This window comes from Lysinibacillus sp. G1-3 (genome assembly GCF_056322905.1).
On record NZ_JBWHYQ010000017.1, the window covers coordinates 1 to 25,863 of the forward strand.

Below are 25,863 nucleotides of genomic sequence, written 5' to 3' on the forward strand. Positions count from 1 at the left end.
TTAGCTCAAATTGTTTTGCTGGCATCATGTTTGATGTCCAAAATTTTGTTTCGTTCACTAACTCAAGGTTAGCTACTAAAAACTTTATTGATTACGTTTTGCTTGTTCAGTTTTCAAGGTTCATTTTTTCACTGTCGACCAGCGACAGGATTTTATTATATCAAAATATTAATATGTTTGTCAACAACTTTTTTGAAATGTTTTTTCACTGTCGATGTGACAGGACTTTATTCTATCAAAATATCAATATGTTTGTCAAACTTATTTTGAAATGTTTTTTACTGTCGAAGTGACAGGAACAACAATATATCATGATTACTTTTCATTTGTCAACACGTTTAAACAATTTTTCAATACATTAAAATTAACGACAGCTAAATCATACTATTAAATAGAATCAATCCTTTCAATTAAAGGAACACTCATAAGGTTACTATCATTAGGTCTAAATAAATAATTAACCTCTTAGACGGACACGAATTTTTTAAACATATTCTTTTCCACTCTCTTTGTATGTTGATTTATACAAGGTTACTCGTTTGGATTCTGCTACAAACATAGCAGGGGAAATGCGAACTTTTTAGGAGAAGTTTTTATCCTTCATTTTAATATGTACATTAGCGAATCCCCCTTTGTTATTCGCTACATAAATGCTCCATAAGTGTTGCATAATCCAAATTGCCGTATTGTATTACTTGCCCATCCTTTTCTACTACTGGAATCATGAGCATATACTTTTCATGTATGCTCTCATCTTCTTCAATATCAATAATTTCTATATCAAAATCTATATCTTCCTGTACAAGCTTTAATGTATGCAATCCCTCTACACATAGCCCACAATTAGCTCGACTAAAAAATTTCACGTTCAATTACAACACCTCCCTTATGAGCTATTATAAAACGAAACAGCTATCTATAAACAATTTATCGAGAAATAGCACCAATTATTAAAATGGTTCTAACTTTTCTTATCCCTAAAACAGTAAAATAATCGGATACATGGATTATTCCATTAGGGTTCTAACTATAAAAGACTGTGCAAGGTCATACTTCCTGCACAGTCTTCTTTCATATTATTTTTTCAGATGGTTATCTAAGAATTTCAGCATTGCATTGTAGAATTCGATTCTATTTTCTTCATTTTGGAAACCATGGCCTTCATTATCCTTTACCATGTATTCTACATCGACGCCTCTTGCACGTAACGCTTCAACAATTTGATCAGATTCAGCTTTGTTTACACGTGGATCATTTGCACCTTGAGCGACGAATAATGGTGTTTTAATTTTATCCACGTGGAAGACAGGTGAAACTGCTGTTAATAGCTCTTTATCCTTCTCTGGATGCCCTACACGCTCATATAACATTTCACGCATTGTTTCCCAGTATGGAGGAATTGTATTTAATAGCGAAAAGATATTCGATACACCCACATAATCAACTGCTGCCGCATATAGATCTGGTGTGAAAGCGATACCTGCTAAAGTTGCATAACCTCCAAAGGATGCACCGTAAATTCCGATACGTTTTGGATCTGCAATACCTTGGTCGATTGCCCATTGTACACCATCCGTAATGTCATCTTGAATTTTGAGACCCCACTGCTTATTACCCGCCTCAAGGAACTTTTTACCGTATCCAGCCGAAGAACGGAAATTCATTTGTAGTACCGCATAACCACGGTTTGCTAGTAGTTGTACCTCAGGATTAAAGCCCCAAGTATCACGACCCCATGGCCCACCATGTGGATTGACGATAAGTGGCAGATTTTTAGCCTCTTTATTTTTTGGTAAAGTTAAATAACCATTAATTGTTAGACCGTCTCGACTTTTATATGAAATTGGATGCATTTCTGCAAGCTCTCCTTGTTTTAACCAAGGGCTTAACGTTGCCATTTCTGTCATTTTATCTGTTTTTGAATCGTAATAATAATATTTTCCGTAAACAGTGTCACTCGAAACACTAACAATAAATTTTGTCATTTCTTTATTGTAATCATTAATTCTTAATTCACTTTCATGAACTCCTAATTTGTTTTGAATTTTACGGAATAGTTTTTCAAAGTCCTTGTCAAAAAATTGATAGTGTATTTTATCTGTTATATATCCACCGTATACTATTTTATCTTTCTCAGGACTATATAATACACCTATTACATCCACTTCTGAGTTGGACATAATTACTTCTTCATTACCTTTTAAATCATATTTAACCACTTCTACTTTATCTCTTCCTTTGTTAGAAGTTGCGAAAATATGTTTATTGTCTTTAGAGAAAGCAAGTGGCATTACTTCATCTCCTGCTTTCATTTCAATAAATGGTTTGAATTCGTCTTTCTCTGAGTCACGGTAAAGGATAGTTCCTTCTACACCATCTGAAGTAACTGCCATACGTACTTTTCCATCATGATCTGCTAACCAACTCGAAATATTACCTGGGTTTTTAGCAACTTGCGTAGTTTTTCCAGTCTTCACATTAAGCTTGTATACATCAAAGACCTTTGCATCTTCTTTATTCATCGTAATAAGGATTTCGTCTTTAACGCCCTGTAAACCACTTAAGAACCTAACTGTTACATTTGGATAAGGAGTTAAATCTTTTTCCTTATTACCATTAAATTTTGTTGAATAAATGTGGAAGTTTTCATCGCCACCTTTATCCTTTAAATATAGTAAATTATTATCTTTCCAGAATGACCCGGCAATATCACGGTCCTTTGAGCTAGATACACGCACTGGCTCACTATCATCATTCATTTTCTTTACGTACACATTTGAACGATTTTTCCACGCAGAGTTATAAGTAATATAATTTCCGTCTGGTGAAAGTTGATAGCCGACACTTCCAGGGTTTTTCATGAAATCTTCTACAGAAATTTCTTTCACGCCTTTATTACTGACAGCGTTTTTCACATTTTTAGCGTTGTTTAAAATTTTGACCGCATCTTGTTTAGTAATCGTTTCACTATCCGAAAGACCGTTAAATAAACCAAGCTTATTTGCTTTTTCTTGATACTCAGCAAGTGTTGCTTCTTTTTCTTCTTTATTTAAAGCTCTTACTAAAATACGTGCCGCTTCATCACGATTAATATTGCCACTTAAATCTTTTAATTCTGCGCCATTTACCCAAGTATCAATGATTTCCTGACGCATTGTCTCAGATCCATGCTGGAACGTAAGGGCTGTTACCGTTAAATCTAAAAACTCCTTAGCAGATAGACGTTCCTCTCTTACTTCTACTTGACTGCTAGTTTCATTGGACGCGCGCACTTCCTGCATAGATACAGGAATGACAGCAGATGTCGTTAAAATAACCGCTAATGATGCTGATAAAAATCTTTTTTTCAAAATGATTCCCTCCAATTATCAGTTCGCGTTATACATTTTTTTGCCAATACAGTAAAATTATACTAAAATTTGTATGTTTGTCAATTTTCTGGTTCAACGATTTATATGTATTCATCATCATAGGTGCAAAAAATTGATACCGAACGAATTTCCCTTTACTTTTTGTAAAACAGTTATTATATCCTCTTGATTGTGTTGAGCAGACAATGGTCCACATACTCCCTATCTTAGTGTTTAAGACAGTTATATTGTTAGCACTTTTAAACCAGTAAAAAAGCGAACTACAAATGAGTCCACTTTTTGAATATATTCAATCGCCTCAGCATTATTCGTCTAGGTTCGGAAAAAAGTTAAAATTTCCGACTTGCTCCACCACCAGCTGATGAGCCTCCTCCGAATCCGCCAAAGCCACTGCCTCCAGAGCGACCACTGCCAAAGCCGCCACCAAAACCACCTGGATAACCACCACGTCGACCTGAACGGGGTCCTCCCCCTCTACCACTTGATACAACAAGTACTATGATAATGATTAAAATAATCATCCATGTTGGCATTCCTTCACTGTCAGCTGTATTTTCAGGCACCTCTCCATCCCAATCGTACTCTTGCGCGACATTTTGAAATACTTCCGCGTACGTTGCTTTAAATGCCTTATCCATATTTTCAGCACCTGAATTTGGATAAAACGCATCATCTAAAATGCGCCCCAGTTTGCCATCTGGTAATGCCCCTTCAAGGCCTTGGCCTACCGCGATCACAACATCATTATTGCCTTTCCCCTGCCCAAACGTTGCTAAAATTAACACACCATTATTTTTTTGGGCATCACCAATACCCCAAGAGCGAATCATTTTTGTAGCATACATTTTTGGTTCTTGGCCATTAATATTATCTACTGTTACGACCATAATTTCAGCACCTGTACCTTTATCTAGCTGCTCTGAGTAACGATTGAGTTCTTCCTCCAGAGAGGCAGATAAAACATTTGCAAAATCATGAATATACGTATTTGCCATCGGCGTTGGCATTGCGGCATCTGATGTTCTAATAGATAAACTAAATATGAAGCCAACAATAGCAAGTTGGGCCATCAACCGTTTCATTACTGTTTACCTGAACCGCTAAAATCTATAGATGGTGCCTTTTCAGCACCGGCAGCAGCTTTAAAGTATTCCTTCTGTTCAAAACCAAACATCCCAGCAATTAAATTGCCTGGGAAACGTTTGACTGTTTTATTAAAAGCCTGCACTTCATTGTTATAATCTTCTCGGGCAACAGCTAAACGGTTTTCAGTCCCCGCTAATTCATCCATTAATTGACGGAAGTTTGCATCTGCCTTTAAATTCGGATAATTTTCTACAACTACTAGCAATCGACTAAGTGCTCCATTCAATGCATCATTGGCAACCGCTTGCTCCTTTGGACTTTGAGCATTTCCCATTTGTGCACGTGCGTCTGTAATGCTAGCGATAACCTCTTTTTCATGGTTGGCATATCCTTTTACAGATTCTACTAAGTTCGGAATCAAATCGAAGCGACGTTGTAACTGATTTTCAACCTGAGCCCATTTCGAATCAACGCCTTCCTCGGCCGTTACAAGGCTATTGTATTTTGGTATAAATAGTAAGGACATTACAACTAAAATAATAACGATAATTCCGATAGGTCCAAATATTTTTTTCAACTTTAAAACCACCTTCGCTTTCTTTTAGCTATCATTCAAAATCAGAAATACTATTTATTTTGATGATGAGCCATTCTTTTCATTACCACTAATGTGCAACAAAAAAAACATCTCTATTCTACATATAAGCAAACGCATCAATACCGTATGAAATTTGTCTAACGTGCCATACTTAATATGTAACAAAACTATGATATATAGGAGGCGCTTTTTTTGACACAATCGTTTCAAAATGAATCATCAAACCAAACATCATTCAACCAGCAACAAAGCCTAAATCATGGTGGACATGAGGTAATGGACATGCATGAAACAATTGGCGAAATCATTGCTGGAATGAATCAATCCATCTTTTTACGTCAACATGTTAAGGATCCGGAGTTACTTAGCATTTTGGATCGCCAATATAATTTCACATTAGGTATGTATAACACAATTGTGGAATCATTTAAAACAGGGCATGATCCTACTGTACCTACAGGACGCTATCAAATGGAGACAGGAAATGATTTTAAATATGGATTAAATCCTGGCCAACCTAAAAAGCCTATGCAAAATGCAAGCGAGCTCAACGACGAAGCAATTTCTGGCTTCCTATTAGGTGCTCAAAAAGGGGCAGCAAAATGTATGACTGCTGCCGCAACTGAAACTACAAACCCTGTAGTTCGACGAGTTGTCGCTGATAGTATTCCCAACTGCATTGAAATGGCATACGAATTATCTATTTACCAAAATATGCATGGCTACTATCAAGTACCACAATATTCTCAACAAGATATGCACACGATGCTTAATTCGTTCGACACAACAACAAATCCCCTACATTAATAATAAAAAAACAAGAGCAGCCCCATATGTGATGTATCATCACAAGGGGCTGCTCTTATTTAATGAACTATAAATTTTCCTCGCTCGTTTTGCGGACTACAAAAAGCTTCTCTCTTCAACCACTAGCCAACACGATCTCTAACTCCACGGTCAAAACCCATTGCACATGTTACTTTTTTGCAAAAAAAAAGAATCCCCTCAGATAGGATTCTTTTTTTCGACTAGTATAACTAGTCTTCACGTACAGTATGTTCACTAAAAAATAATTTGGAGTTGTTGCTTTTTTGAAGGTTTGAAAGGAACAGATACGGGAATAATGCCTACTAGGTAATATTCCCATTAATTTCCCTCTCTTTCTCCTCTAAGCAGGCTGCTAAACTACTTATTAGGAGAATTCGAGTTATAAAAATATATTAAATAATCAGTAAAATGGCGCCCTCGGAGGGAATCGAACCCCCAGTGCAAGAACCGGAATCTTACGTGTTATCCATTACACCACGAGGGCAATTGAGCACAAAAAAAAAGTACCCACTAGGCTTAACAAAAAGCATGATGTAGATAATCCTCATTTGAAGCATACCTGACAAAATAGTGTACTGTACTTTAACTTATGACCTTATTCATTATACAAACGTATTGCTCATAATTCAACTATAGAATGTAAAACATTTAAACTTTTTTTATCTTCATACAGTAAGTGTCAAAATACCTAGTAAATAAAATGTAGCCACCAATGTACGTCACGCATTAGAAAGGAATTTAATGTACGGGCTTCAGGCGCATCATTTATCTACGTAAAGGTAAAATTATTTTAATTTATTTCACTTTAACAGGGTTAATATTTGACCTTCCCTGACTATAATGTGTATGATAAGGATACAGCTGAATACGATGGAAGTTTTCAGCAAAAGTATTCGAATTTAGTTTTCTAAGGAGGATTTAACATGAATTTAATTCCTACAGTTATTGAACAAACAAGTCGTGGTGAACGTGCGTACGACATCTATTCACGACTACTAAAAGACCGTATTATCCTATTAGGAAGTGCAATTGACGACAACGTTGCTAACTCAATTGTTGCTCAACTCCTATTCCTACAAGCAGAAGATCCAGATAAAGATATCTTTCTTTATATTAACTCACCAGGTGGATCAATTACTGCCGGCATGGCAATTTATGACACAATGCAAATTATCAAGCCACAAGTACAAACAATTTGTATCGGTATGGCTGCATCTATGGGTGCTTTCCTACTTGCAGCTGGTGAACCAGGCAAACGTTTCGCATTACCGAATGCTGAAGTAATGATTCACCAACCACTAGGCGGTGCACAAGGTCAGGCAACTGAAATCGAAATCGCTGCAAAACGTATTTTATTCTTACGTGAAAAATTAAACGGTATTTTATCAGAACGTACAGGTCAACCACTTGAAGTCATTGCAAGAGATACAGACCGCGATAACTTCATGACTGCTGAGCGCGCAAAAGAGTACGGCTTAATCGACCAAATTATGGATCGCAACGACCGTAAATAAAAAAGACGAAAGGCATCTAAGGTTTATTCCTGAGATGTCTTTTTTGTTTGCTTTGATGGGTCTACCCTGATTCGGTCTTCTTTCCGTCGCTTTGGATCTTCTATCCACGATTTTGTCGTTTCTATCCACGACTTCAGTACTTCTATCCGTCGCGGTCTTTTCTTCCGTCGCTTTGACCTTTCTATCCGTCGCTTCGGTATTGCTTTCCGTCACTTCAGCTTTTCCATCCGTCGCTTTACCCTTTCTTTCCGTCACCCCGCACTTTCCATCCGTCAGCCTCTTCTTTCCGTCGCCTTATCTTTTCTTTCCGCCACTTCACCCTTTCTCCCATCGCTTCGACTTCGACTCTACTCCCTATCACTTCAATCTTCCTATCCCTCCCGTCGACGATCGATACAGGATAACATTGGCCTTCATTTTAAGTTGTACAAATATCCAACAAAAATAGGACTTACTTTTTCAATATGAAAGCGCAAAAAAACTGCCCAATATGTAAGTTTTACCTCTTGGACAGTTTCTGCATTATGCGTTTTATTAATCTTCTTTTTCAATTAGAGCTGCTAATGCTGTAACCGCTTGCTCAGCATCGTTACCATCACCGCTAAGGACAACTTCTGTTCCTTTTGCAATGGCTAAGCTCATAACACCCATAATGGATTTAGCATTTACTTTTTTCTCGTCTTTCTCAAGAAAGATATCTGCGCTAAAGCGATTTGCTTCTTGTACAAATAGCGCTGCTTGTCTAGCTTGTAGTCCTAATTTTAATTTTACATGGACTCTTCTCTCGGTCATTCTTAAAACTCCCCTTTACTACCGTTCATCTTATTATTTTTATCTTACCTTACTTACTAGCAAAAGAACAACACGTACCTGAAAAGTATGAAAATTTAGCCACCAATTTTTTCGCCACTTCTTAATGCATCGGCAATCTCATCAATTTTACGTAATCGATGATTGACACCTGATTTACTAACCGTTCCACTTGATACCATTTCACCAAGTTCTTTCAGTGTTACATCTTGATATTCTACTCGTAATCGCGCTATTTCACGAAGTTTTTCTGGTAATTGATCGAGACCTATTGAATTTTCAATAAATCGGATGTTCTCTACTTGACGTAATGCGGCACCTATTGTTTTATTTAAGTTCGCTGTTTCACAGTTAACAATGCGATTAACACTATTTCTCATATCTCGTAATATGCGGACGTCTTCGAACTTCATCATTGCTTGATGAGCTCCAACAATATTAAGGAAATCGGAAATTTTTTCAGCTTCTTTTAAATAAGTTACAAAGCCTTTTTTTCGTTCAATTGTTTTTGCATTTAGCTCAAATTCATTCATCAAATCCATTAAAGCCTCGCCATGTTCTTTATATAATGAATAAATTTCTAAATGGTAGGCTGATGTTTCTGGATTGTTGACCGAACCTCCAGCTAAAAATGCTCCTCGTAAATATGCTCTTTTTTGGCCACCCTTTTTAATGAGCTCCCGAGAAATAGTATGATTAAATTGAAAGTCGTCTGAGATGATTTCTAAATCAATTAGTAGCTCACGCGCACCTTCTCTAACACGGCAAATGTATACGTTATTTTTTTTCAAACGCATTTTTTTTCTAACAAGCAACTCTACATTATATGGATATAGCTTTTTCATAATCGTATAAAGTCTTCTTGCGATTGCAGCGTTTTCGGTTTGTACGTCTAAGCTTAACTGCTTATTAGCGAAAGATAATGAACCATTCATACGAATTAGGGCAGATACTTCTGCTTTCATACAATGATTGTCCGCTTCTATTTGAGTTAATTCCTTTTTCGTTTCAGAAGCAAAAGACATATCACGCCCTCCTTTCAACCTTTTGTTCTATGTATATGCCATCTTATCATATACAATAAGCGCTTTATAATTCACTAACTTTTTGCCTCATAGATTTTTGCATAATCTACAAGCCATTCCGCAACATTTGCCGCATTATGACGAACCGTTCCATCAGGACGAATCGTGGCAATATCTCGTTGAATAACCTCTAATCGCATACTTTCGAGCTTGGCAACGTCGAACGTTACCGGCTCAGCACACTCTTCCTTATAAAGCTCTTTTACAGGATGAGGAAGCTTTACATCATTTACTAAAATAGAATCAATGAAGGCGTCTCCAACATGGTCATATATAGCTTTCACATGATCACCTGCTGTATAGGAAATGGTTTCACCTTTTTGAGTCATTAAATTACAAACGTAAATTTTTCTTCCTTTTGCCTTTACAACAGCTTCTCCAATTTCTTTTACAAGAAGATTTGGAATTATACTCGTATATAAACTTCCCGGACCAATTAAAATATAGTCTGCACGATTGATTGCTCGAATAGCCTCTGGTAGCGGTTGCACGTTTTCAGGCACTAAAAAAACTCGATTAATTCGTTTTTTAGCCAAAGGAATTTTAGATTCACCTTCAATGATAGAACCGTCCTCAAGTTCGGCATGTAAATTTATCTTTTTATTAGCTGCTGGTATGACGCGGCCATGCACCTTTAAAACTTTTCCCATTTCACTAATAGCATGGTTAAAGTCACCAGTAATATCTGTTAAAGCCGTTAGCATTAAATTACCTAATGAATGACCACGTAAATCTTCCGATGCTAAAAATCGATATTGAAACATTTGCTCTACAAGCGGCTCAACATCCGATAACGCTGCGATAACATTACGGACATCACCGGGTGGTGGAATATCATAGTCATCTCGTAAGCGTCCTGAAGAACCACCATCATCTGCTACTGTAACAATTGCAGTAATATCAAATGGGTGGTGCTTGAGGCCTCGTAGCAGGGTAGAAAGCCCTGTGCCACCACCTATTACAACAAGCTTTGTTCGCTTCTTTCCCATTTACTCAATCCTTTCTACGATTGATGTCACGATGCGCAATAACAGTTTTTTCCTTCCCAGCTAAATATGCTCCGAAATATTCCGCTAATGTTACTGAGCGATGCTGTCCTCCAGTACATCCAAAAGCAATAACAAGTTGTGATTTGCCCTCTTGTCTATAAAGTGGAATCATAAATTCAAACAAATCCGTAAGTTTTTGAATGAGTGTTTGCGTATCCTCAAGTGCCAGCACATAAGAAGATACCTCAGTTTGTAATCCTGTTTTATGACGTAACTCCTCTACATAATATGGATTTTTTAAAAAACGGACATCAAACACTAAGTCGGCATCGATCGGCATACCATGTTTAAATCCAAAAGACATAATATTTACTGAGAATATATTATTGGCATCATTTGCAAATTCTTTTGCGATTTTTTCACGTAGCTCTTTTGGCTTCATATTGGATGTATTATAAACAAATTTAGCGCGCCCCTTTACTTCCGATAAAAGATTACGTTCTCGTTTAATGCCATTTAATAGCAATCCATTTGCAGCCAAAGGATGTGCACGTCTTGTTTCCTTATAACGTCTAACTAACGTTGCATCATCTGCATCTAAAAATAAAATTCTTGCAACTATATCGCCTTCTTTAAGCATATGGTCGAGGGCGCCAATAAGAGAATCAAAAAAGTCGCCGCCACGCATATCCATGACAGCTGCTATACGTGTAATATTTTTACCCGAATCCCTTAGTAGGGTTAAAAATGTTGTGAGTAACGCTGGTGGTAAATTATCAATACAGTAATACCCTAAATCTTCAAAGCTTTGAATAGCTACTGTTTTCCCAGCTCCAGACATTCCTGTAATAATAACTAATTCATGTTTACCTTTTAGGTCTTCAACCACCACTGTCATGCAGCTCCTTTATTGTTCTATTGATATTTGTATTTTCTCATGAAGTAATTCAAAATCAGTCGTATATTCAAATGTACCGTACTGAATGCCTGATTGTGAAATAGCAAATTGTAAGTTTGTTCGATCACCTTCAGCCATTGGCAAATGTTTCAAGTCCTCTACTGGGTGCCATGCGAGTTTGCCTTCTCTAGTTTCTTTAAACGGTATGCCTTCTATATCCTTTGCAACAAACGTATAAAGCATCCATTCGTCCACTACTTCGTTGTTTTCTTTAATAATCATTGTATAAACACCCTTTAAATGAGCATTTATAGGTGTGACATTTGTTTCCTCTTTAAATTCACGTACAGCAGCCTCATAAATCGACTCACCGCTCTCCATTTTACCGCCAGGAGCTACGTACCAGCCACGTCTTGGCTTCTGAAGTAATAATACTTGATCGTCTTTTATGGCTATTAAATTTGCAATTCTTTGCATAGGCACACCTCTAATCACTTTTACGTTCTTCCTTTTATTATAGCAAGACTAAACAAGGTTTGTCCTCAATTCTAAACTTTAGGCGCATTGCAATTTTAACTTCACCGATACATGTATAGAAACCTATTTTTCAACCTTTATTCAAGCATATGAAACTCCGCCACAAAAAAATTCAAAATTTCCGCTTACAACAAAAATAGGTTGCTCCACCTTATTTGGCGGAAACAACCTACTCAACAAAATAAAAGGGGGATTGCTAATTACACTTTTTATCTTACACCTTTTATATGTCATTCAAGTTACAACTATATTAAGACCGTATTAAAATTGTATTTTTTTCCTTAAAAACTAATCAAGAGGATCATATCCATAACATGGGGTGATGATCCATTCAAAAACAGATTTTAGGAGTGTTCAATTTTAAGCATTAATTTTTTCTAATAATTCTTCCACATAATGCTGTACCGCTTGTGCTGCAATACTTCCGTCACCTGTTGCTGTAACGATTTGACGAAGTGATTTTTCGCGTACATCACCAGCTGCAAAGATACCTGGTACTGTTGTTTCCATATTTTCATTTGTCAAAATATAACCAGCATCATTTAAAATTCCAAGAGACTCGAATGGTTTTGTTAATGGAAGCATACCAATGTATACGAATACGCCATCAGTAACAAAATCAGATTCTGCACCATCTACAGTTGATTGTAATGTTACACTTCCAACTTTACCATCAGCTTCATTGATTTCTTTAACTGTTGCATTCCAAATGAAATCAATTTTTTCGTTAGCAAAGGCACGATCTTGGAGAATTTTTTGTGCGCGTAATTTATCACGACGGTGCACAATTGTTACTTTATCAGCAAAGCGAGTTAAATAAACGCCTTCTTCAACAGCAGAATCTCCGCCACCTACGACAACAAGATTTTTCTGCTTGAAGAATGCACCATCACATACTGCACAATAGCTGACACCACGGCCTCCAAGTTCTTTTTCGCCAGGCACGCCCATTTTTTTATATTCCGCACCTGTAGAAATAATAATTGCTCGAGTTTTATATTCTTTAGCACCTGATTTTATTGTTTTATATTCCTCACCATCAATAATTTCAGTTACATCGCCATATGCATATTCTGCACCAAATTTCTTAGCATGGTCGAACATTTTTGTTGATAGCTCCGGCCCTAAAATTGTATCAAATCCAGGATAGTTTTCTACTTCTTCTGTATTCGCCATTTGTCCGCCAGGGATCCCACGTTCAATCATTAAAGTTGAAAGGTTGGCACGTGATGTATAAACAGCCGCAGTCATACCAGCCGGACCTGCACCAATTATTACAACATCATAAATTTTTTCTTCTGACATAATACTTCCCCCTAAACAAATACTTTTTTACCTTCATTCAGTAGGTGCGCAAACACCTACTGAATGAAGGTAATGCCTCGGACGCAGCCAAGACTCAATTGATAATAACTTCAGTATGTTCATCGTATGTGAAAGTAAAAAGTTATTCAACTATGTTGCTCACAGTCTAATTATTCGTACTTGGTAAAAACATTAAAATTTCATCAATGTACTTCGATAAAGTTGACACGGATACTCCGTATTGCTGAGCTATCTCTTTTTTTGTCACCTTGAGATTACGAGAAGAGCGGAATAAATAGTCATTTGCTCCTGCAATAGCCGCTGGATTTGTGAAACGATAATTGTTTATCAATGCTTGCTCACAAAGTACAAACCACATTTGGAACATCGGTGCAATTAATGTCGTCAACTTACCATACTGTTCAAGTAAAATTTCGGATACACTTACTGCTCGTATAAAGCTAGCCTCTACTTTGTTTTTCATATCAAATTGATGTCCTAGTGCATAAGCTAGGAACAGCTTTTCATACGCATTACATTCGTCAACATCTATCCATTTGGGATGTGCGATAATTTCCTGTTTATGCGCTGTACAACTTAGTAAAAATAAACCAAATATGCGTTCACTTGTATAATCGCTCTCCAGCTTCTCCACAATATAATCACGGTCGTGTTCTAATGCATCCAGAGAATACGTGTTTTCCTCTTGACGCCAAGGTTCAAAGCCTTCTTTTTCAGGATCTAGCTCAAGTAGTTGCTCCCATGCACTCTTTGATATTTCTTCATGTCCTGAGAAATAAGCTGCATGAGATAACCAAAAGTAAAAGCCAGCATCGCCTACATAGCCTCTTTTTTGCATGCTACGCAACCATTTAAATGCTAATTCATATTGTCCAACGAGCGCTAATGTTGCACCCAACTTATAGCGATGTTCCCATAAGTATGGCTGAATTTTCACAAGTACTTCTAAAAGATCTTTTAAATCTTCTTCATTTTTTTCATAGTACGCGATAACCGTTAAATTACATAGCGCATGTAAATTCCCTTTATTTTCACGTAATACCGTATTTAGAAGCGCCTTCGCCTGTTCTGCTTCCCCAACATAAAAATAGGCAAGGGCTAGGTTGTTATAAGCTGACCAAAAATCCGGTCTATCTTCAATTAACTCTTCTAGCATATTAATAGCTTCAGGGAAATCTCCCTTTTCCATACAACGTCTTGCTTGCTCCTGCCGATATAAATCTTCAGCAGAACCTTCAAGCTCTTCAAAGTCATCCTGCTCAAAATCAACAAAGTCTAATATTTCAGCAGCTTCATCAGCATAAGCACCCTCTGGATCTATTTCTAAATATTGCTCTGCAAAGCGTTTAGCATCATGTATAATACCGATACATCCTGAAACCTCTGCCATGTAAAAAATAATTTCTGGATTTTCTTTATCTATCTGATAGGCACGGCGAAGAAGATCATACGCTTCCTCGAAACGTTGACCCTCTAACTCTACTATCGCTAACTGCAATAAAATCATTGGATCATCAGGACTTAAATCAACTGCTCGCTGTAAATATTTATAGGCTTTATTCATTTGTCCGCTATTCATTGCTTGAATTGATTTTTTATAATAATAGTCGCCTGTTGGAATGAACGACACTATATTCGTTTGATTCTCTTTTTGACGTTTCTTTTCCAATACATTTCCTCCGAAACAAGAAATAAGGAACGTATCATACGTTCCTTTACACAGTAACTTCTATTATAACATACAATAAGCAATATGCCGTTATTTCTCCTCATGACGTTTTTCTAACACATGTAACACGTCATAAACACTTACTTTTTGCTCTTGTAGTAACACGAGTAGATGATAAATTAAATCGGCAGCCTCCCATTTTACTTCTTCTGTATCGCGATTTTTAGCACCTATAACAACCTCAGTTGCTTCTTCTCCAACTTTTTTACAGATTTTATCGATTCCTTTATCGAATAAATATGTAGTATACGCCCCTTCTGGCATTTCTTGCTCACGTTTCGCAATAACATTGGCAAGTTTAGAAATAATCTCAACAGATCCGACCTTGGCATTTTGCTGAATATTTTCTGTAAAGCAAGAAGTTGTTCCATTATGACAAGCTGGGCCAGAAGGAATTACTTCCACGACTAATGCATCACCGTCACAGTCCGCTTTAATTGACACAACTTTTTGTGTATGGCCACTAGTTGCTCCTTTGTGCCAGAGCTCTTGACGTGAACGTGAGTAAAACCATGTTTCTCCCGATTCAAGTGTTTTTTCAAGCGACTCTTTATTCATATACGCTACAGTTAGTACTTCTTTTGTATTCGCATCTTGTACAACTGCAGTGACAAGACCTTTTTCATCAAATTTAATGCTGTTCATCATCTTACTGCCACTCCTTTTTCACGTAAGCACTCTTTTACTTGTGATACGCTCGTTTCTTTGTAATGGAAGATGGATGCGGCAAGTGCTGCATCTGCATCGACACCTTCAGCTAACACTTCGTAAAAATGGTCGGCATTCCCTGCACCGCCACTTGCAATAACAGGAACTGTCACAGCTTCTCTCACAGCTTTTGTTAAGGCTAAATCAAAACCTGATTTCTCGCCGTCCTTGTTCATACTCGTTAATAAAATTTCACCAGCACCTAAGCGAACCGCTTCCTTCGCCCACTCAGTTGCCTGCCATGTTGTTTTATTTCGTCCTCCATGCGTATAAACCATCCATGTAGCATCTTCCTCACTAAAGCGAGCATCAATAGCGACAACAATACATTGTGCGCCAAAAAAATCAGAACCTTCTTTAATCAGCTTCGGTCGCTCTAGAGCAGAAGTATTCACGGATACTTTATCAGCACCTGCACGTAAAATGCGTTTCATATCATCTAATGTACGGATTCCACCACCTACTGTGAATGGAATGGCTAATGTAGCTGCAGTTTGTCGGACGACATCAACCATCGTTTCACGGCCTTCATGTGATGCCGAGATATCTAGAAACACAAGCTCATCTGCCCCTTGCTCATCATAAAACTTCGCAAGCTCTACTGGGTCACCCGCATCACGTAATGACACAAACTGTACACCTTTTACAACACGTCCTTCTTTCACATCAAGACATGGAATAATGCGCTTTGTTAACATGAGGCCACCCCCTCCAACCACTGCTTTAATAAATACACACCTAGTTCACCTGACTTTTCGGGATGGAACTGCATGCCCGTAATAGAGCCATTTGCAACAATGCCAGGAACCTTAATACCATGGTAATCCGCATAAGCGACAAGCTCTGTTTCATCAATATCGGTCGCATAAAACGAGTGCACAAAATAAACATGCCTTGCCGTCCCTTCGCCCTTTAACCATGAAGGACGCTTTGTTACTACGAGCTCATTCCATCCCATATGCGGTACTCGGTACATCTGCCCTGCGTTGTCACCACTAAATCGTTTAATGCTTCCTTTAAAAAAGCCCAAACCCTGCGTAGTGTTCACTTCTTCACTTTGCTCAAATAATAATTGCATGCCTAAGCAAATCCCGAGAAGTGGTCGATTTTCAGCTTTTACCTTCTGTAAATATCGATCTAAATTCGTTTCAGCTAAACGTTTGATGGCATCTGGAAATGCCCCAACACCAGGAAGCAACAGTGCATCTGTTGCATCTAGTTCAGTCTCGTCAGATGTGACAATAACCTCACAGCCAAGTCGTTTTAAGGCTTGTTCAACACTAAATAAATTCCCCATTCCATAATCAATAACACCTATTTTCACGTTAACAGCCCCTTAGTCGATGGTACACCTTTCACACGTGGGTCAATTTCCACCGCTGCGTCAATGGCACGTGCTAACGCTTTAAAAATTGCCTCGATAATATGATGTGTATTTTGTCCATAAGGTACGATGACATGAACATTCATCCGTGCCTCAAGTGCAAACTTCCACAAAAATTCATGCACTAATTCAGTATCAAAACTACCGACCTTTTCCTTCAAAGGTGGTACACGATATTCTAAGTGCGGACGATTCGAGCAATCTACAACGACCTGTGCAAGCGCATCATCCATGGGCACAAATGCTGTCCCGTAACGCTTTATTCCTTTTTTATCACCGAGCGCTTCACGGATAGCTTGGCCTAAAACAATTCCGAGGTCTTCTGTTGTATGGTGATCGTCTATATAGGTATCACCGTTCGCTTGTATCGTCCCATCAAAAAGCCCATGTTTGATAAATAGATCAAGCATGTGATCCATAAAGCCAACACCCGTTTTAATATCCGCCTTTCCTTCACCATCTAAATCGATGGCTACCGAAATTTGTGTTTCATTGGTTGTACGTTCAACTTTTGCATATCGTTTCTTTTCAGTCATAGTACTACTCCTTTTCCCATCCTCGCGATTCGACTGCACGCGCATGACCTTCTAAGCCTTCCATTCGTGCCAGACGTGCAATTTTCGGTGCATTTTCTGCCCAAGTTTTTTCACTATAAAAGACGATGCTCGATTTTTTCACAAAATCATCAACGTTTAAACCACTTGCAAAGCGTGCCGTGCTATTCGTCGGTAGAACATGATTAGTCCCCGCAAAGTAATCACCCACTGGTTCTGAGCTATAACGACCGATGAAAATACCACCTGCATGTCGTACTTGTTCAGCTACAGCCTCAGCATTTTTTGTGACAATTTCTAAATGCTCAGGTGCTAGCGAATTAATCGCATCTATGGCATCTGCCATCGTTTCAGCCACATAAATGGCACCAAAGTTTTCTATCGATGCTCGCGCTACCTCTTCACGCGGTAAAGTCGTTAATTGCTTCTCCACCTCATCAGCTACTTTTTTAGCCAATTGCTCAGAAGTCGTTACTAAAATGGCACAAGCCAATTTATCATGCTCCGCCTGTGATAAAAGATCGGCTGCGATTTCATCAGCAAATGCTGTGTCATCTGCTATCACCGCAATTTCACTTGGGCCAGCAATCATATCAATTGCTACCTCACCAAATACTTCACGTTTTGCTAATGCTACAAAAATATTTCCCGGGCCTGTAATTTTATCAACGGGAGAAATTGTCTCTGTACCATATGCAAGAGCCGCAATCGCCTGAGCTCCACCGATTTTGTATATTTCTTCTACCCCTAAAATATGCGCTGCCGCAAGTACACCTGGAGGTAATTTTCCATCGCGACCTGCGGGAGAAGTCATAACAATGCGCTTGACACCAGCAACTTGTGCAGGAATCACGTTCATCAAGACCGAAGACGGATATGCTGCTGTACCACCAGGAACATAAAGACCTACTGCATCGAGAGCAGTAATTCGTTGTCCAAGCCATGAACCATCTGCAAGCTCCATGCGATAACCTGAACGCTTTTGCTGCTCGTGATAAAGGCGAATATTTTGAGCAGCTTCTGTTAAATCAGCATAAAGCTGTTGATCAATTGAATTAGCGCCCTCTTCTAACTCTTCTTTCGTTACGCGTAAAAAGTCAGGGGCAAAGCCATCCCATTTTTCTGTATAAGAACGTATGGCTGCGTCACCTTGTACACGAACATCTTTCAATACTTGGCGTACAACCTTTAACTGTTCTTCATTTCCACCTTCCAGTGGTCGTTTTAAGGAAATACCTTTTTCTAGCTTTAATATTTTCATAGGATTAATCTCCTTTAAATCTAGGTATTCATGTAGGTGCCCCTTCCAACAGGAGGCTTGATTTATTTAACACATTTCTTTAAACGTTTCACGAGATCAATAATACGGTCACTCTTCATGCGATAGCTTACAGGGTTAGCAATTAATCGTGATGATACGTCTGTAATAAATTCATATTCCACTAAGCCATTTTCTTTCAGCGTACGACCGGTTGAAACAATATCGACAATTCGATCTGCTAAGTTAATCATGGGTGCCAATTCAATCGAACCATTTAACTCAATAATTTCAACCTGCTCGCCAATACCCTTATAATATTTCATTGCAATATTAGGATATTTTGTCGCTATTCTTGGTGCAATCTCATTCATTGTCGTATTAGGTAAGCCTGCTGAAGCGATATAACAAGTACTTATTTTCAAATCCAGTAACTCATGCACTTCGCGTTGCTGTTCTAACAAAACATCTTTCCCAGCAATACCAATATCCGCTACGCCATGTTCAACATACACAGGCACATCCATTGGCTTTGCTAATATGAAACGAATTTTCTCTTCTGGAATTTCAAGCATTAATTTACGGGACATTTCGACTTCTTCTGGTAAATTAAAGCCGGCTTCTAAAAGCATCTCGTATGCCTCGTCAAAAATGCGTCCCTTCGGCATAGCAATCGTTAGTTCATTCACCGTCAACGTCCTCCTGTCCCACAATCACTACTTCTGTGAAGTGTGCTAAAAATGCTTCTTCTTCAACAAGGCTACTCCTTAACTGCAAAGTTGCCTGTTTACCAGTTGCCCGTAGCGTTTTTACCTTTGCAATCGCCTCTTCAAATTGTTCTTCCTCAAATAACACGACTGTAGTTTCTTGTCGTTCAACAGCCTGCCCATCCAATGTTTCTAATAAGCGATCAACGCGAATACTAAATCCTGTAGCGCCTACTTTTGAGCCAAATACCTCCAGCAATCCGTCATAGCGTCCCCCATTGCCTAATGGGAAGCCACTGCCGGTAGCAAACACTTCGAATAACATGCCTGTGTAATAGCTCATATGACTAGAAAGTGTAAAATCAAAGGCTACATAATCCGCTAAGTCTGCAATTTCAAGTAGTTTAGCGAGCTGCTGCATATATTCTAATGCGTCATTTTTCCGCACGTATTTTTCAATATCTTGAATTTCTTTTACATTCATAGCTTCTTCAATAAATTGCAGTAATGCATCGGATTTTGCTTTAGGTAAATCAAATGATTCCACTGCTTCTTCAAATCCTACATAATTACGTTGCACAAGGAGTGCTCGTAATATATTTTGTTGTTCAACGCTTTCTGTATAATCTTGTAAAATACAATTTAATATACCTGCATGACCGATCGTCATTTTAAAATTCACTAATCCAAAATGCTTTAATAACTCCATAGCTGTCACAATAACCTCAGCATCAGCAAATACAGAATTGTCCCCAATTAGCTCGATCCCCATTTGATCAAATTCTGCCGGACGCCCACCTTCCGCTTCCTGTGCGCGAAATACACTAGCAAAATAAGCGAGACGTACTGGGATCATCTCTTTTAATAGTTTTGACGTTGCCACGCGTGCAATCGGTGTTGTCATATCGGGTCGTAATACTAACGTGTTGCCTTGGCTATCTACTAATTTAAATAAATGCGCATCGGCTATTGCAGATGCTTTACCGACTGTATCGAAATACTCTACTGCAGGTGTTTTAATAAATTCAAAGCCTCTTCGGCATAAAAAGTCTCGTCCAGTATTTCTAACAGTCTCTACCTTTTCGAATATTTGTGGAAATGTATCGCGCATTCCAAGTGGTTTTTCAAACATTTTAATCGACGACATTTTGACACTTCCTTACGATTCACTTTAACTCACTAGAGTGTTAGAGAATTAGATTATGAAAGAATTCTAACTTATTTCTTCTTTTCCGTCAATGCAACTCCGTGAAATTATCGAATAATTTCAATACTGATTATTCTGTTAATTATACTTAAAAATAAAAAATTTTAAACTTTAATCAACAGAGTAAGCTTTTTTTCTCCTTAAACAAGTAAATCTTTAGACAAAAAAACTGTGCGTAGTAAGGCTGCACAGTTTAAGGTGTTGAAAAATAAACTCATCAAGGAAATCTAGATGAAATTTATGGCAAGTGATTTCCGGTCCAGGCTACTCACTTTCCAGCGGGCGAGCGTCGAGAGCTTCCTCCGAATTGTTGTTGCTGTCGCTACGCTTTCACACAAAGCTGCTGTAGTTTCGTTTTATTACTAGTAATTAGAATGTCATGGCAGAAGATACATGCTATGTGAAGTAGTTGATGGAGTGGAGACTGAACGATTCCTTGGGGATCAGCGCTAGAGGAACGGAAATCACCCCCTCGTTTTGTCGAATTTAAGATGATCCCTTAACTTCACAACAGCTTTTCAAAAGAAAAAAACTGTGCACAGCAAGGCTTGCACAGTTTCGATGTTATTATTTTTTTGGCGTGGACCATTCTACTACTTCATTGCGTTTGCGTTCCGCCATTTGTTCAGCTGAATAAATAATTTGCATAGGATTGCCGCCTGCTAGACAACCTGCTGGCACATCCTTATGTACAAGGGTTGCAGCTGACACGATCGCACCGTCACCTATCGTTACACCTGGTAGTATCGTTGAATTCGCACCAACCATTACTTCATTGCCAATATGAACATCCCCTAGACGATATTCCTCTATTAAATATTCATGCGCCAAAATAGTCGTATTGAAGCCTATAACGGTATTGTCACCTATGTGAATACGTTCCGGAAACATTGTATCTGGCATAACCATTAAAGCTATGGAAGTTTGTTCACCAATGTCCATTTTTAAAAAAGTTCTATACAACCAGTTTTTCACACGTAAAAATGGTGTGAAGCGTCCAATTTGAATGACAATGAAACACTTCATCACCTTCCAAAAGGACACCGTGTCATAAATATTCCAAAGCGAGTTTGCTCCTTCGACACGATAGCGTTCTGTTTTACGTGCCATTTACTTACCCCGCTTTCACAATTTCAAATAAATCCGTCATATGATGCAACATATATTCCGGTTTGAATTGCTGTAAGTATTCCTCACCTTTAAATGCCCATGCGACACCAGCTGCTCTAACTCCAGCGTTATGTCCTGCCTCAATATCGTGGGAATTGTCACCAATCATAATGGCCTCTTCCTTGTTTACTCCAAGGCGTTCAAGCGCCAGTAAAACAGGCTCTGGATTAGGCTTTACATTTTTCACATCATCCGTACCAATACGGACATCAAATAAATGACTTGCTCCTAGCACAGATAATCCACGATCAATCATCCCATTACGCTTTGTAGACACAATCGCTAATTTGATGCCCATATCCTTTAATTGCTCTAAAGTTGGGACCACATCAGGATATTGAGTGACAAGCTCATCGTGATGCGCTTCATTATATTCACGATATTTTGTAATCATTGCTTCCTCTTCACCAGGAGCAATGTCACTAAATGTCTGTTTTAGGGACGGACCAAGGAATTTTAGGCAATCTTTTGGCGAATATTGCCCGGGAAATCGCTCGTTTAAAACATGCATAAATGTTTGAATGATTAAATCATTAGTATTGAGTAATGTACCATCAAAATCAAATAGTAATGCTTTTACAGTCACTTTTCGAACCCCCTATTTATTATCTAAATATTTCACTGCGGGTTTTACTTTTATACGACGGTAAATAATCGCACCAAGTCCCACTACAATGCCTATTATCGAAACAACCTGAGCTGAACGTAAATCCCCTACCAAATACAGGCTATCTGTACGCATGCCTTCTATAAAGAATCGACCGATTGAATACCAAATTAAATAGCTGAAGAATATTTCCCCACGATTTAAATTTACTTTGCGTAATACTAGTAAAATAATTAGCCCAATGAAGTTCCAAATGGATTCATATAAAAAAGTAGGATGTACGTAAGTTCCTAATTCTTCAATATACATTTGATTAATAATCCAATCCGGCAACATTAATTGTTCTAAAAATTCACGTGATACTGGACCGCCATAAGCTTCCTGGTTCATAAAATTTCCCCAGCGCCCAATTATCTGTCCAATTAAAATACTCGGTGCCGCAATATCTGCTACTCGTAAAAAGCTTATATTTCTTCTACGAGTGAATATGTAACCTGTCAAAAATGCCCCAATAAGTGCACCGTGAATAGCGATACCACCATTCCAAATTTCAATAATCTTCCCCGGGTTTTCACTATAATAATCCCAACGCATCGTTACATAATAAATACGTGCGCATATTATGGATATAGGAACAGCCCATAGTAATAAATCAGCAAGAAAATCCTCCGGTAGGCCCCTCTTAACAGCCTCTCTTTGTCCAACAATATAAGCTAAAATTATACCCGATACAATTAGTAACCCATACCAACGAACGGAAATAGGTCCTAAATGGAAAGCAATCGGATTAATATCTAATAATAATAAATCCATCTTAAACTCCTCTCATCTATCATATAGGCTATTGTATCCTATTAACGAACAATTAATCATCTAATTCATCCGCTGATGAAATCACCTCATCTAATCTTCTAGAAAACTCTTCAGCTGCATTAACACCCATTTTTTTTAAACGATAATTCATTGCTGCTACTTCAATAATAACAGACACATTTCGTCCAGGTCTTACAGGAATCGTTAACTTCGTTAATTCCGTATCAATGATTTTCATTTTCTCTTCCTCTAAACCTAGACGATCATATACTTTTTCTGGATCCCATATTTCTAATTCGATCACTAATGTAATACGCTTGTACGGACGTACCGCACTTGCTCCAAAAAGGGTCATAATATCGATAATACCGATGCCTCGAATTTCGAGTAAATGTTCTAAAAGAGGTGGTGGACTACCAATTAAAAAGTTCTCTGACTCCTGACGGATCTCTACACAATCATCAGCCACTAAACGGTGCCCCTTCTTGACAAGCTCAAGTGCTGTTTCACTTTTCCCTACACCACTTTTTCCGATAATGAGTACACCGATACCGTATATATCAACTAAAACTCCATGAGCAGCAGTCATTGGTGCTAAGCGACCTTCTAAATAGTTTGTTAGTCTACTCGAAAATTTCGTTGTTGTCATATGTGTTTTAAATACAGGTACATGTTTTTCATTGGACGCCTGTATAAGTTCCTTCGGTACCTCTAAATCCCGAGAAATAATAATAGCTGGCGTATCCTGCGAACATAGTAGACGCATGCGTTCCAGTTTCACATTTGCAGGTAACATTTCAAAAAATGAAAGTTCTGTTTTTCCAAGCAATTGGACTCGATTTGCAGGATAATGCGTAAAATATCCCGCCATTTCAAGCCCCGGTCTTGAAATATCACTCGTAACAATCGTTCTTCCTATTCCTTCCTCACCAGCTAACAATTCTAACTTAAATTTTTCCATAACGTCTCTTGTTAATACTACGACCAATGTTTTGTAGCCTCCATTCAAAGGAATTGAATATGTTTTGTCTGTGTTAACAGTCAGTAAAATTCCCACTATCCGTGGCAATTAACTAGCTGTATACACCCGATTGGTTCAACTAGCAATCAGCTTACTGATGGCAGTTTCACTTTATTTTAGCATGTCTAAGTTTAAAAGAACTATATTTACACTCTGTCTTCATGACTAAAAACTTCTACACATAAAAAAACTAGCGGTTCTCCAGCCCCGCTAGTTTGATGATCATTTTATTTTTGAGATGCCAACCATTTAGCCACTGCTTTTGCATCTTCGCCTTTAACAATACCAGGAGGCATTGAACCTTTACCATTTTCTATAATATCTAAAAGTTCAGCTTCCGAAAAACGAGAACCAGCATCACTAATTTTTGGCGCATTTCCTTGACCTTGTAGTTCACCACCATGGCAAGTAATACAAGATTTCATTGCAATTGTTTCGCCATCTGGTGCAGTAGTTTTTGAACCTTCATTTGCCGTTTTACCTCCACCACAAGCAGCTAAGAAGATTGCTGAACCAATCGCTAATGTTAACATTGCTTTTTTCATTAGGGACCCTCCTCAAAGTAAATAAGTATCTTTCCCCGACATTATACCAAAGTTATGCACGTTTGAAACCTTCTCCCAACACCTCATAAGCATTAGAAACGATCACAAACGCTGATGGGTCAACGTTTTTAATGAGTTGTTTCAGCTTTGTGAATTCTGTTCGGTAAACCACAACCATCAAAACTGGTCGCGCTTCCCCTGTATAGCCACCTATTGCAGGCAACTTTGTCACTCCTCGATTGATCTCGGCATATATGGCATCACGTACCTCATCTTGTTTCATCGTAATAACGTAAATCATTTTAGATTGACTAAAGCCAAGCTGAATAATATCAATCGTTTTTGTCGTGACATAAAGTCCAATCAGGGCATACAAACCTTTCTCTAAGTCAAAAACAATTGCCGCACTAATTGCGATAATCCCATCAATTAAAAGTACACTTGTACCAAGTGTTATTCCAGTATACTTTGTAATAATTTGCGCTAGTAAATCAGTGCCACCAGTAGAAGCATTCCCCTTAAAAACAAGTCCTATTCCTATACCGACTACAATCCCCCCAAATAGTGCACCGAGTAAAGGATTATCTGTCCAAGGACTCCAACTGTTCGTTAGTAATACAATAAACGGTAATGTCACTGTTCCAATAAACGATTTTATCCCAAACTTCTTTCCAAGTAATAATATACCTGCTATAAATAATGGAATATTAAATGCATATTGTACTAAGCCAGGATTCCAACCAAATAAACCGTTTAAAATTGTACTAATCCCGCTTACTCCACCAGAAGCTACTTGATTTGGCAGTAAAAATACATTAAAGCCGATGGCAATAATTGCAGCTCCTACTATGACGTATACATACTCCACAATGCTTTCCCTTACATCATGAATTTGATTCATTTCCCCCACGCCCACTTCAACTTTCAGAATTTTTTAAAGACGAGATGATTATAGCAAATAGTTTTCGCATTGAGAACTTCGTCTTGATGAAGGAACATGTATTTTTATAGTTTGCATTATGTATTACATCTATGACAATTAGATTCATCATCATAACGTGTGGTTGATTTCCGTTCCGACTGGGCGCTTTGTTGCTGACGCTACGCTTTCGCACAGT

Annotated in this window: 27 protein-coding genes and 1 tRNA gene; 2 read left to right on the forward strand and 26 right to left on the reverse strand. The window is 38.1% G+C overall.

Translation table 11 applies throughout. The annotated features are described in order from the left end of the window. Window positions 1–635: 635 nt before the first annotated feature. The 4 genes from ACVYAD_RS17900 to ACVYAD_RS17915 form a co-directional block, all read right to left on the reverse strand. Window positions 636–872 (reverse strand): glutaredoxin family protein, encoded by a 237-nt coding sequence (locus ACVYAD_RS17900; protein WP_349661842.1) that lies wholly within the window; start codon window positions 870–872, stop codon window positions 636–638. Window positions 873–1,076: 204 nt separating this feature from the next. After that, window positions 1,077–3,350 (reverse strand): alpha/beta hydrolase family protein, encoded by a 2,274-nt coding sequence (locus tag ACVYAD_RS17905; RefSeq protein ID WP_476427350.1) that lies wholly within the window; start codon window positions 3,348–3,350, stop codon window positions 1,077–1,079. A gap of 350 nt (window positions 3,351–3,700) precedes the next feature. Beyond that, window positions 3,701–4,453, reverse strand: coding sequence for a TPM domain-containing protein (locus tag ACVYAD_RS17910; protein WP_476427351.1), 753 nt, complete (start codon window positions 4,451–4,453; stop codon window positions 3,701–3,703). Then, entirely contained in the window at window positions 4,453–5,034 is a 582-nt protein-coding gene (locus tag ACVYAD_RS17915; protein WP_349661845.1) for a LemA family protein, read from the reverse strand. Before ACVYAD_RS17915 ends, ACVYAD_RS17910 begins: the two co-directional genes overlap by 1 nt. 213 nt (window positions 5,035–5,247) lie before the next feature. Between ACVYAD_RS17915 and ACVYAD_RS17920 the strand changes: the two genes are divergently transcribed. Further along, a complete protein-coding gene (locus ACVYAD_RS17920; RefSeq protein WP_349661846.1) occupies window positions 5,248–5,862 on the forward strand; it encodes a spore coat protein in 615 nt (204 codons plus the stop codon). Between the two features lie 430 nt (window positions 5,863–6,292). On the opposite strand, the gene ACVYAD_RS17925 is transcribed toward ACVYAD_RS17920, so the two are convergent. Then, a tRNA-Arg gene (locus tag ACVYAD_RS17925) sits at window positions 6,293–6,367 on the reverse strand. 439 nt (window positions 6,368–6,806) lie between these two features. Here ACVYAD_RS17925 and clpP point away from each other — a divergent pair. Then, window positions 6,807–7,397: an ATP-dependent Clp endopeptidase proteolytic subunit ClpP gene (gene clpP / locus ACVYAD_RS17930; RefSeq protein ID WP_079563765.1), complete on the forward strand. Its 591-nt coding sequence runs from the start codon at window positions 6,807–6,809 to the stop codon at window positions 7,395–7,397. Here the strand turns inward: clpP and ACVYAD_RS17935 are convergent. The 21 genes from ACVYAD_RS17935 to ACVYAD_RS18035 all read right to left on the reverse strand — a co-directional run bounded on the left by ACVYAD_RS17935 (window position 7,359) and on the right by ACVYAD_RS18035 (window position 25,646). Then, entirely contained in the window at window positions 7,359–7,652 is a 294-nt protein-coding gene (locus tag ACVYAD_RS17935) for a hypothetical protein (protein ID WP_476427352.1), read from the reverse strand. The genes clpP and ACVYAD_RS17935 overlap by 39 nt on opposite strands. A gap of 279 nt (window positions 7,653–7,931) precedes the next feature. Beyond that, window positions 7,932–8,189: an HPr family phosphocarrier protein gene (locus tag ACVYAD_RS17940; RefSeq protein WP_053485816.1), complete on the reverse strand. Its 258-nt coding sequence runs from the start codon at window positions 8,187–8,189 to the stop codon at window positions 7,932–7,934. A 95-nt stretch (window positions 8,190–8,284) separates the two neighbouring features. Beyond that, entirely contained in the window at window positions 8,285–9,232 is a 948-nt protein-coding gene (whiA, locus tag ACVYAD_RS17945; RefSeq protein ID WP_079563766.1) for a DNA-binding protein WhiA, read from the reverse strand. A 74-nt stretch (window positions 9,233–9,306) separates the two neighbouring features. Next, window positions 9,307–10,281 (reverse strand): gluconeogenesis factor YvcK family protein, encoded by a 975-nt coding sequence (locus ACVYAD_RS17950; protein WP_349661848.1) that lies wholly within the window; start codon window positions 10,279–10,281, stop codon window positions 9,307–9,309. Between the two features lie 4 nt (window positions 10,282–10,285). Then, window positions 10,286–11,179, reverse strand: coding sequence for an RNase adapter RapZ (rapZ, locus tag ACVYAD_RS17955; RefSeq protein WP_349661849.1), 894 nt, complete (start codon window positions 11,177–11,179; stop codon window positions 10,286–10,288). Window positions 11,180–11,188: 9 nt separating this feature from the next. Continuing rightward, window positions 11,189–11,656 carry an NUDIX domain-containing protein gene (locus tag ACVYAD_RS17960; protein WP_476427353.1) on the reverse strand — a complete coding sequence of 156 codons (468 nt, stop codon included), beginning with the start codon at window positions 11,654–11,656 and terminating at the stop codon, window positions 11,189–11,191. 420 nt (window positions 11,657–12,076) lie between these two features. Further along, window positions 12,077–13,021, reverse strand: coding sequence for a thioredoxin-disulfide reductase (gene trxB / locus ACVYAD_RS17965; protein WP_349661851.1), 945 nt, complete (start codon window positions 13,019–13,021; stop codon window positions 12,077–12,079). Between the two features lie 166 nt (window positions 13,022–13,187). Next, entirely contained in the window at window positions 13,188–14,711 is a 1,524-nt protein-coding gene (locus tag ACVYAD_RS17970; protein ID WP_349661852.1) for a tetratricopeptide repeat protein, read from the reverse strand. 90 nt (window positions 14,712–14,801) lie between these two features. Continuing rightward, window positions 14,802–15,419 carry a bifunctional phosphoribosyl-AMP cyclohydrolase/phosphoribosyl-ATP diphosphatase HisIE gene (gene hisIE, locus ACVYAD_RS17975; protein WP_476427354.1) on the reverse strand — a complete coding sequence of 206 codons (618 nt, stop codon included), beginning with the start codon at window positions 15,417–15,419 and terminating at the stop codon, window positions 14,802–14,804. Next, the gene (hisF, locus tag ACVYAD_RS17980; protein WP_476427355.1) at window positions 15,416–16,177 is read right to left on the reverse strand and encodes an imidazole glycerol phosphate synthase subunit HisF; all 762 of its coding nucleotides are present in this window, start codon (window positions 16,175–16,177) and stop codon (window positions 15,416–15,418) included. Before hisF ends, hisIE begins: the two co-directional genes overlap by 4 nt. Further along, the gene (gene hisH / locus ACVYAD_RS17985) at window positions 16,171–16,803 is read right to left on the reverse strand and encodes an imidazole glycerol phosphate synthase subunit HisH (RefSeq protein WP_476427356.1); all 633 of its coding nucleotides are present in this window, start codon (window positions 16,801–16,803) and stop codon (window positions 16,171–16,173) included. The genes hisF and hisH overlap by 7 nt, the downstream gene beginning before the upstream one ends. After that, the gene (gene hisB / locus ACVYAD_RS17990; protein ID WP_349661856.1) at window positions 16,800–17,399 is read right to left on the reverse strand and encodes an imidazoleglycerol-phosphate dehydratase HisB; all 600 of its coding nucleotides are present in this window, start codon (window positions 17,397–17,399) and stop codon (window positions 16,800–16,802) included. The genes hisH and hisB overlap by 4 nt, the downstream gene beginning before the upstream one ends. A gap of 4 nt (window positions 17,400–17,403) precedes the next feature. Continuing rightward, window positions 17,404–18,678 (reverse strand): histidinol dehydrogenase, encoded by a 1,275-nt coding sequence (gene hisD / locus ACVYAD_RS17995; RefSeq protein WP_349661857.1) that lies wholly within the window; start codon window positions 18,676–18,678, stop codon window positions 17,404–17,406. Between the two features lie 62 nt (window positions 18,679–18,740). Continuing rightward, window positions 18,741–19,364 carry an ATP phosphoribosyltransferase gene (gene hisG, locus ACVYAD_RS18000; protein WP_349661859.1) on the reverse strand — a complete coding sequence of 208 codons (624 nt, stop codon included), beginning with the start codon at window positions 19,362–19,364 and terminating at the stop codon, window positions 18,741–18,743. Continuing rightward, entirely contained in the window at window positions 19,357–20,529 is a 1,173-nt protein-coding gene (locus tag ACVYAD_RS18005; RefSeq protein ID WP_476427357.1) for an ATP phosphoribosyltransferase regulatory subunit, read from the reverse strand. Before ACVYAD_RS18005 ends, hisG begins: the two co-directional genes overlap by 8 nt. A 627-nt stretch (window positions 20,530–21,156) precedes the next feature. Then, window positions 21,157–21,699, reverse strand: coding sequence for an acyltransferase (locus tag ACVYAD_RS18010; protein WP_079563778.1), 543 nt, complete (start codon window positions 21,697–21,699; stop codon window positions 21,157–21,159). Window positions 21,700–21,703: 4 nt separating this feature from the next. After that, complete coding sequence (ppaX, locus tag ACVYAD_RS18015) at window positions 21,704–22,345, reverse strand: pyrophosphatase PpaX (protein WP_349661862.1); 642 nt, start codon at window positions 22,343–22,345, stop codon at window positions 21,704–21,706. A gap of 12 nt (window positions 22,346–22,357) precedes the next feature. Beyond that, window positions 22,358–23,179: a prolipoprotein diacylglyceryl transferase gene (gene lgt / locus ACVYAD_RS18020; RefSeq protein WP_349661863.1), complete on the reverse strand. Its 822-nt coding sequence runs from the start codon at window positions 23,177–23,179 to the stop codon at window positions 22,358–22,360. 52 nt (window positions 23,180–23,231) lie between these two features. Further along, window positions 23,232–24,167: an HPr(Ser) kinase/phosphatase gene (gene hprK / locus ACVYAD_RS18025; protein ID WP_349661884.1), complete on the reverse strand. Its 936-nt coding sequence runs from the start codon at window positions 24,165–24,167 to the stop codon at window positions 23,232–23,234. Window positions 24,168–24,427: 260 nt separating this feature from the next. Beyond that, entirely contained in the window at window positions 24,428–24,745 is a 318-nt protein-coding gene (cccB, locus tag ACVYAD_RS18030; RefSeq protein ID WP_349661864.1) for a cytochrome c551, read from the reverse strand. Between the two features lie 52 nt (window positions 24,746–24,797). Beyond that, window positions 24,798–25,646 (reverse strand): YitT family protein, encoded by an 849-nt coding sequence (locus ACVYAD_RS18035; RefSeq protein WP_476427358.1) that lies wholly within the window; start codon window positions 25,644–25,646, stop codon window positions 24,798–24,800. Between the last annotated feature and the right edge of the window lie 217 nt (window positions 25,647–25,863).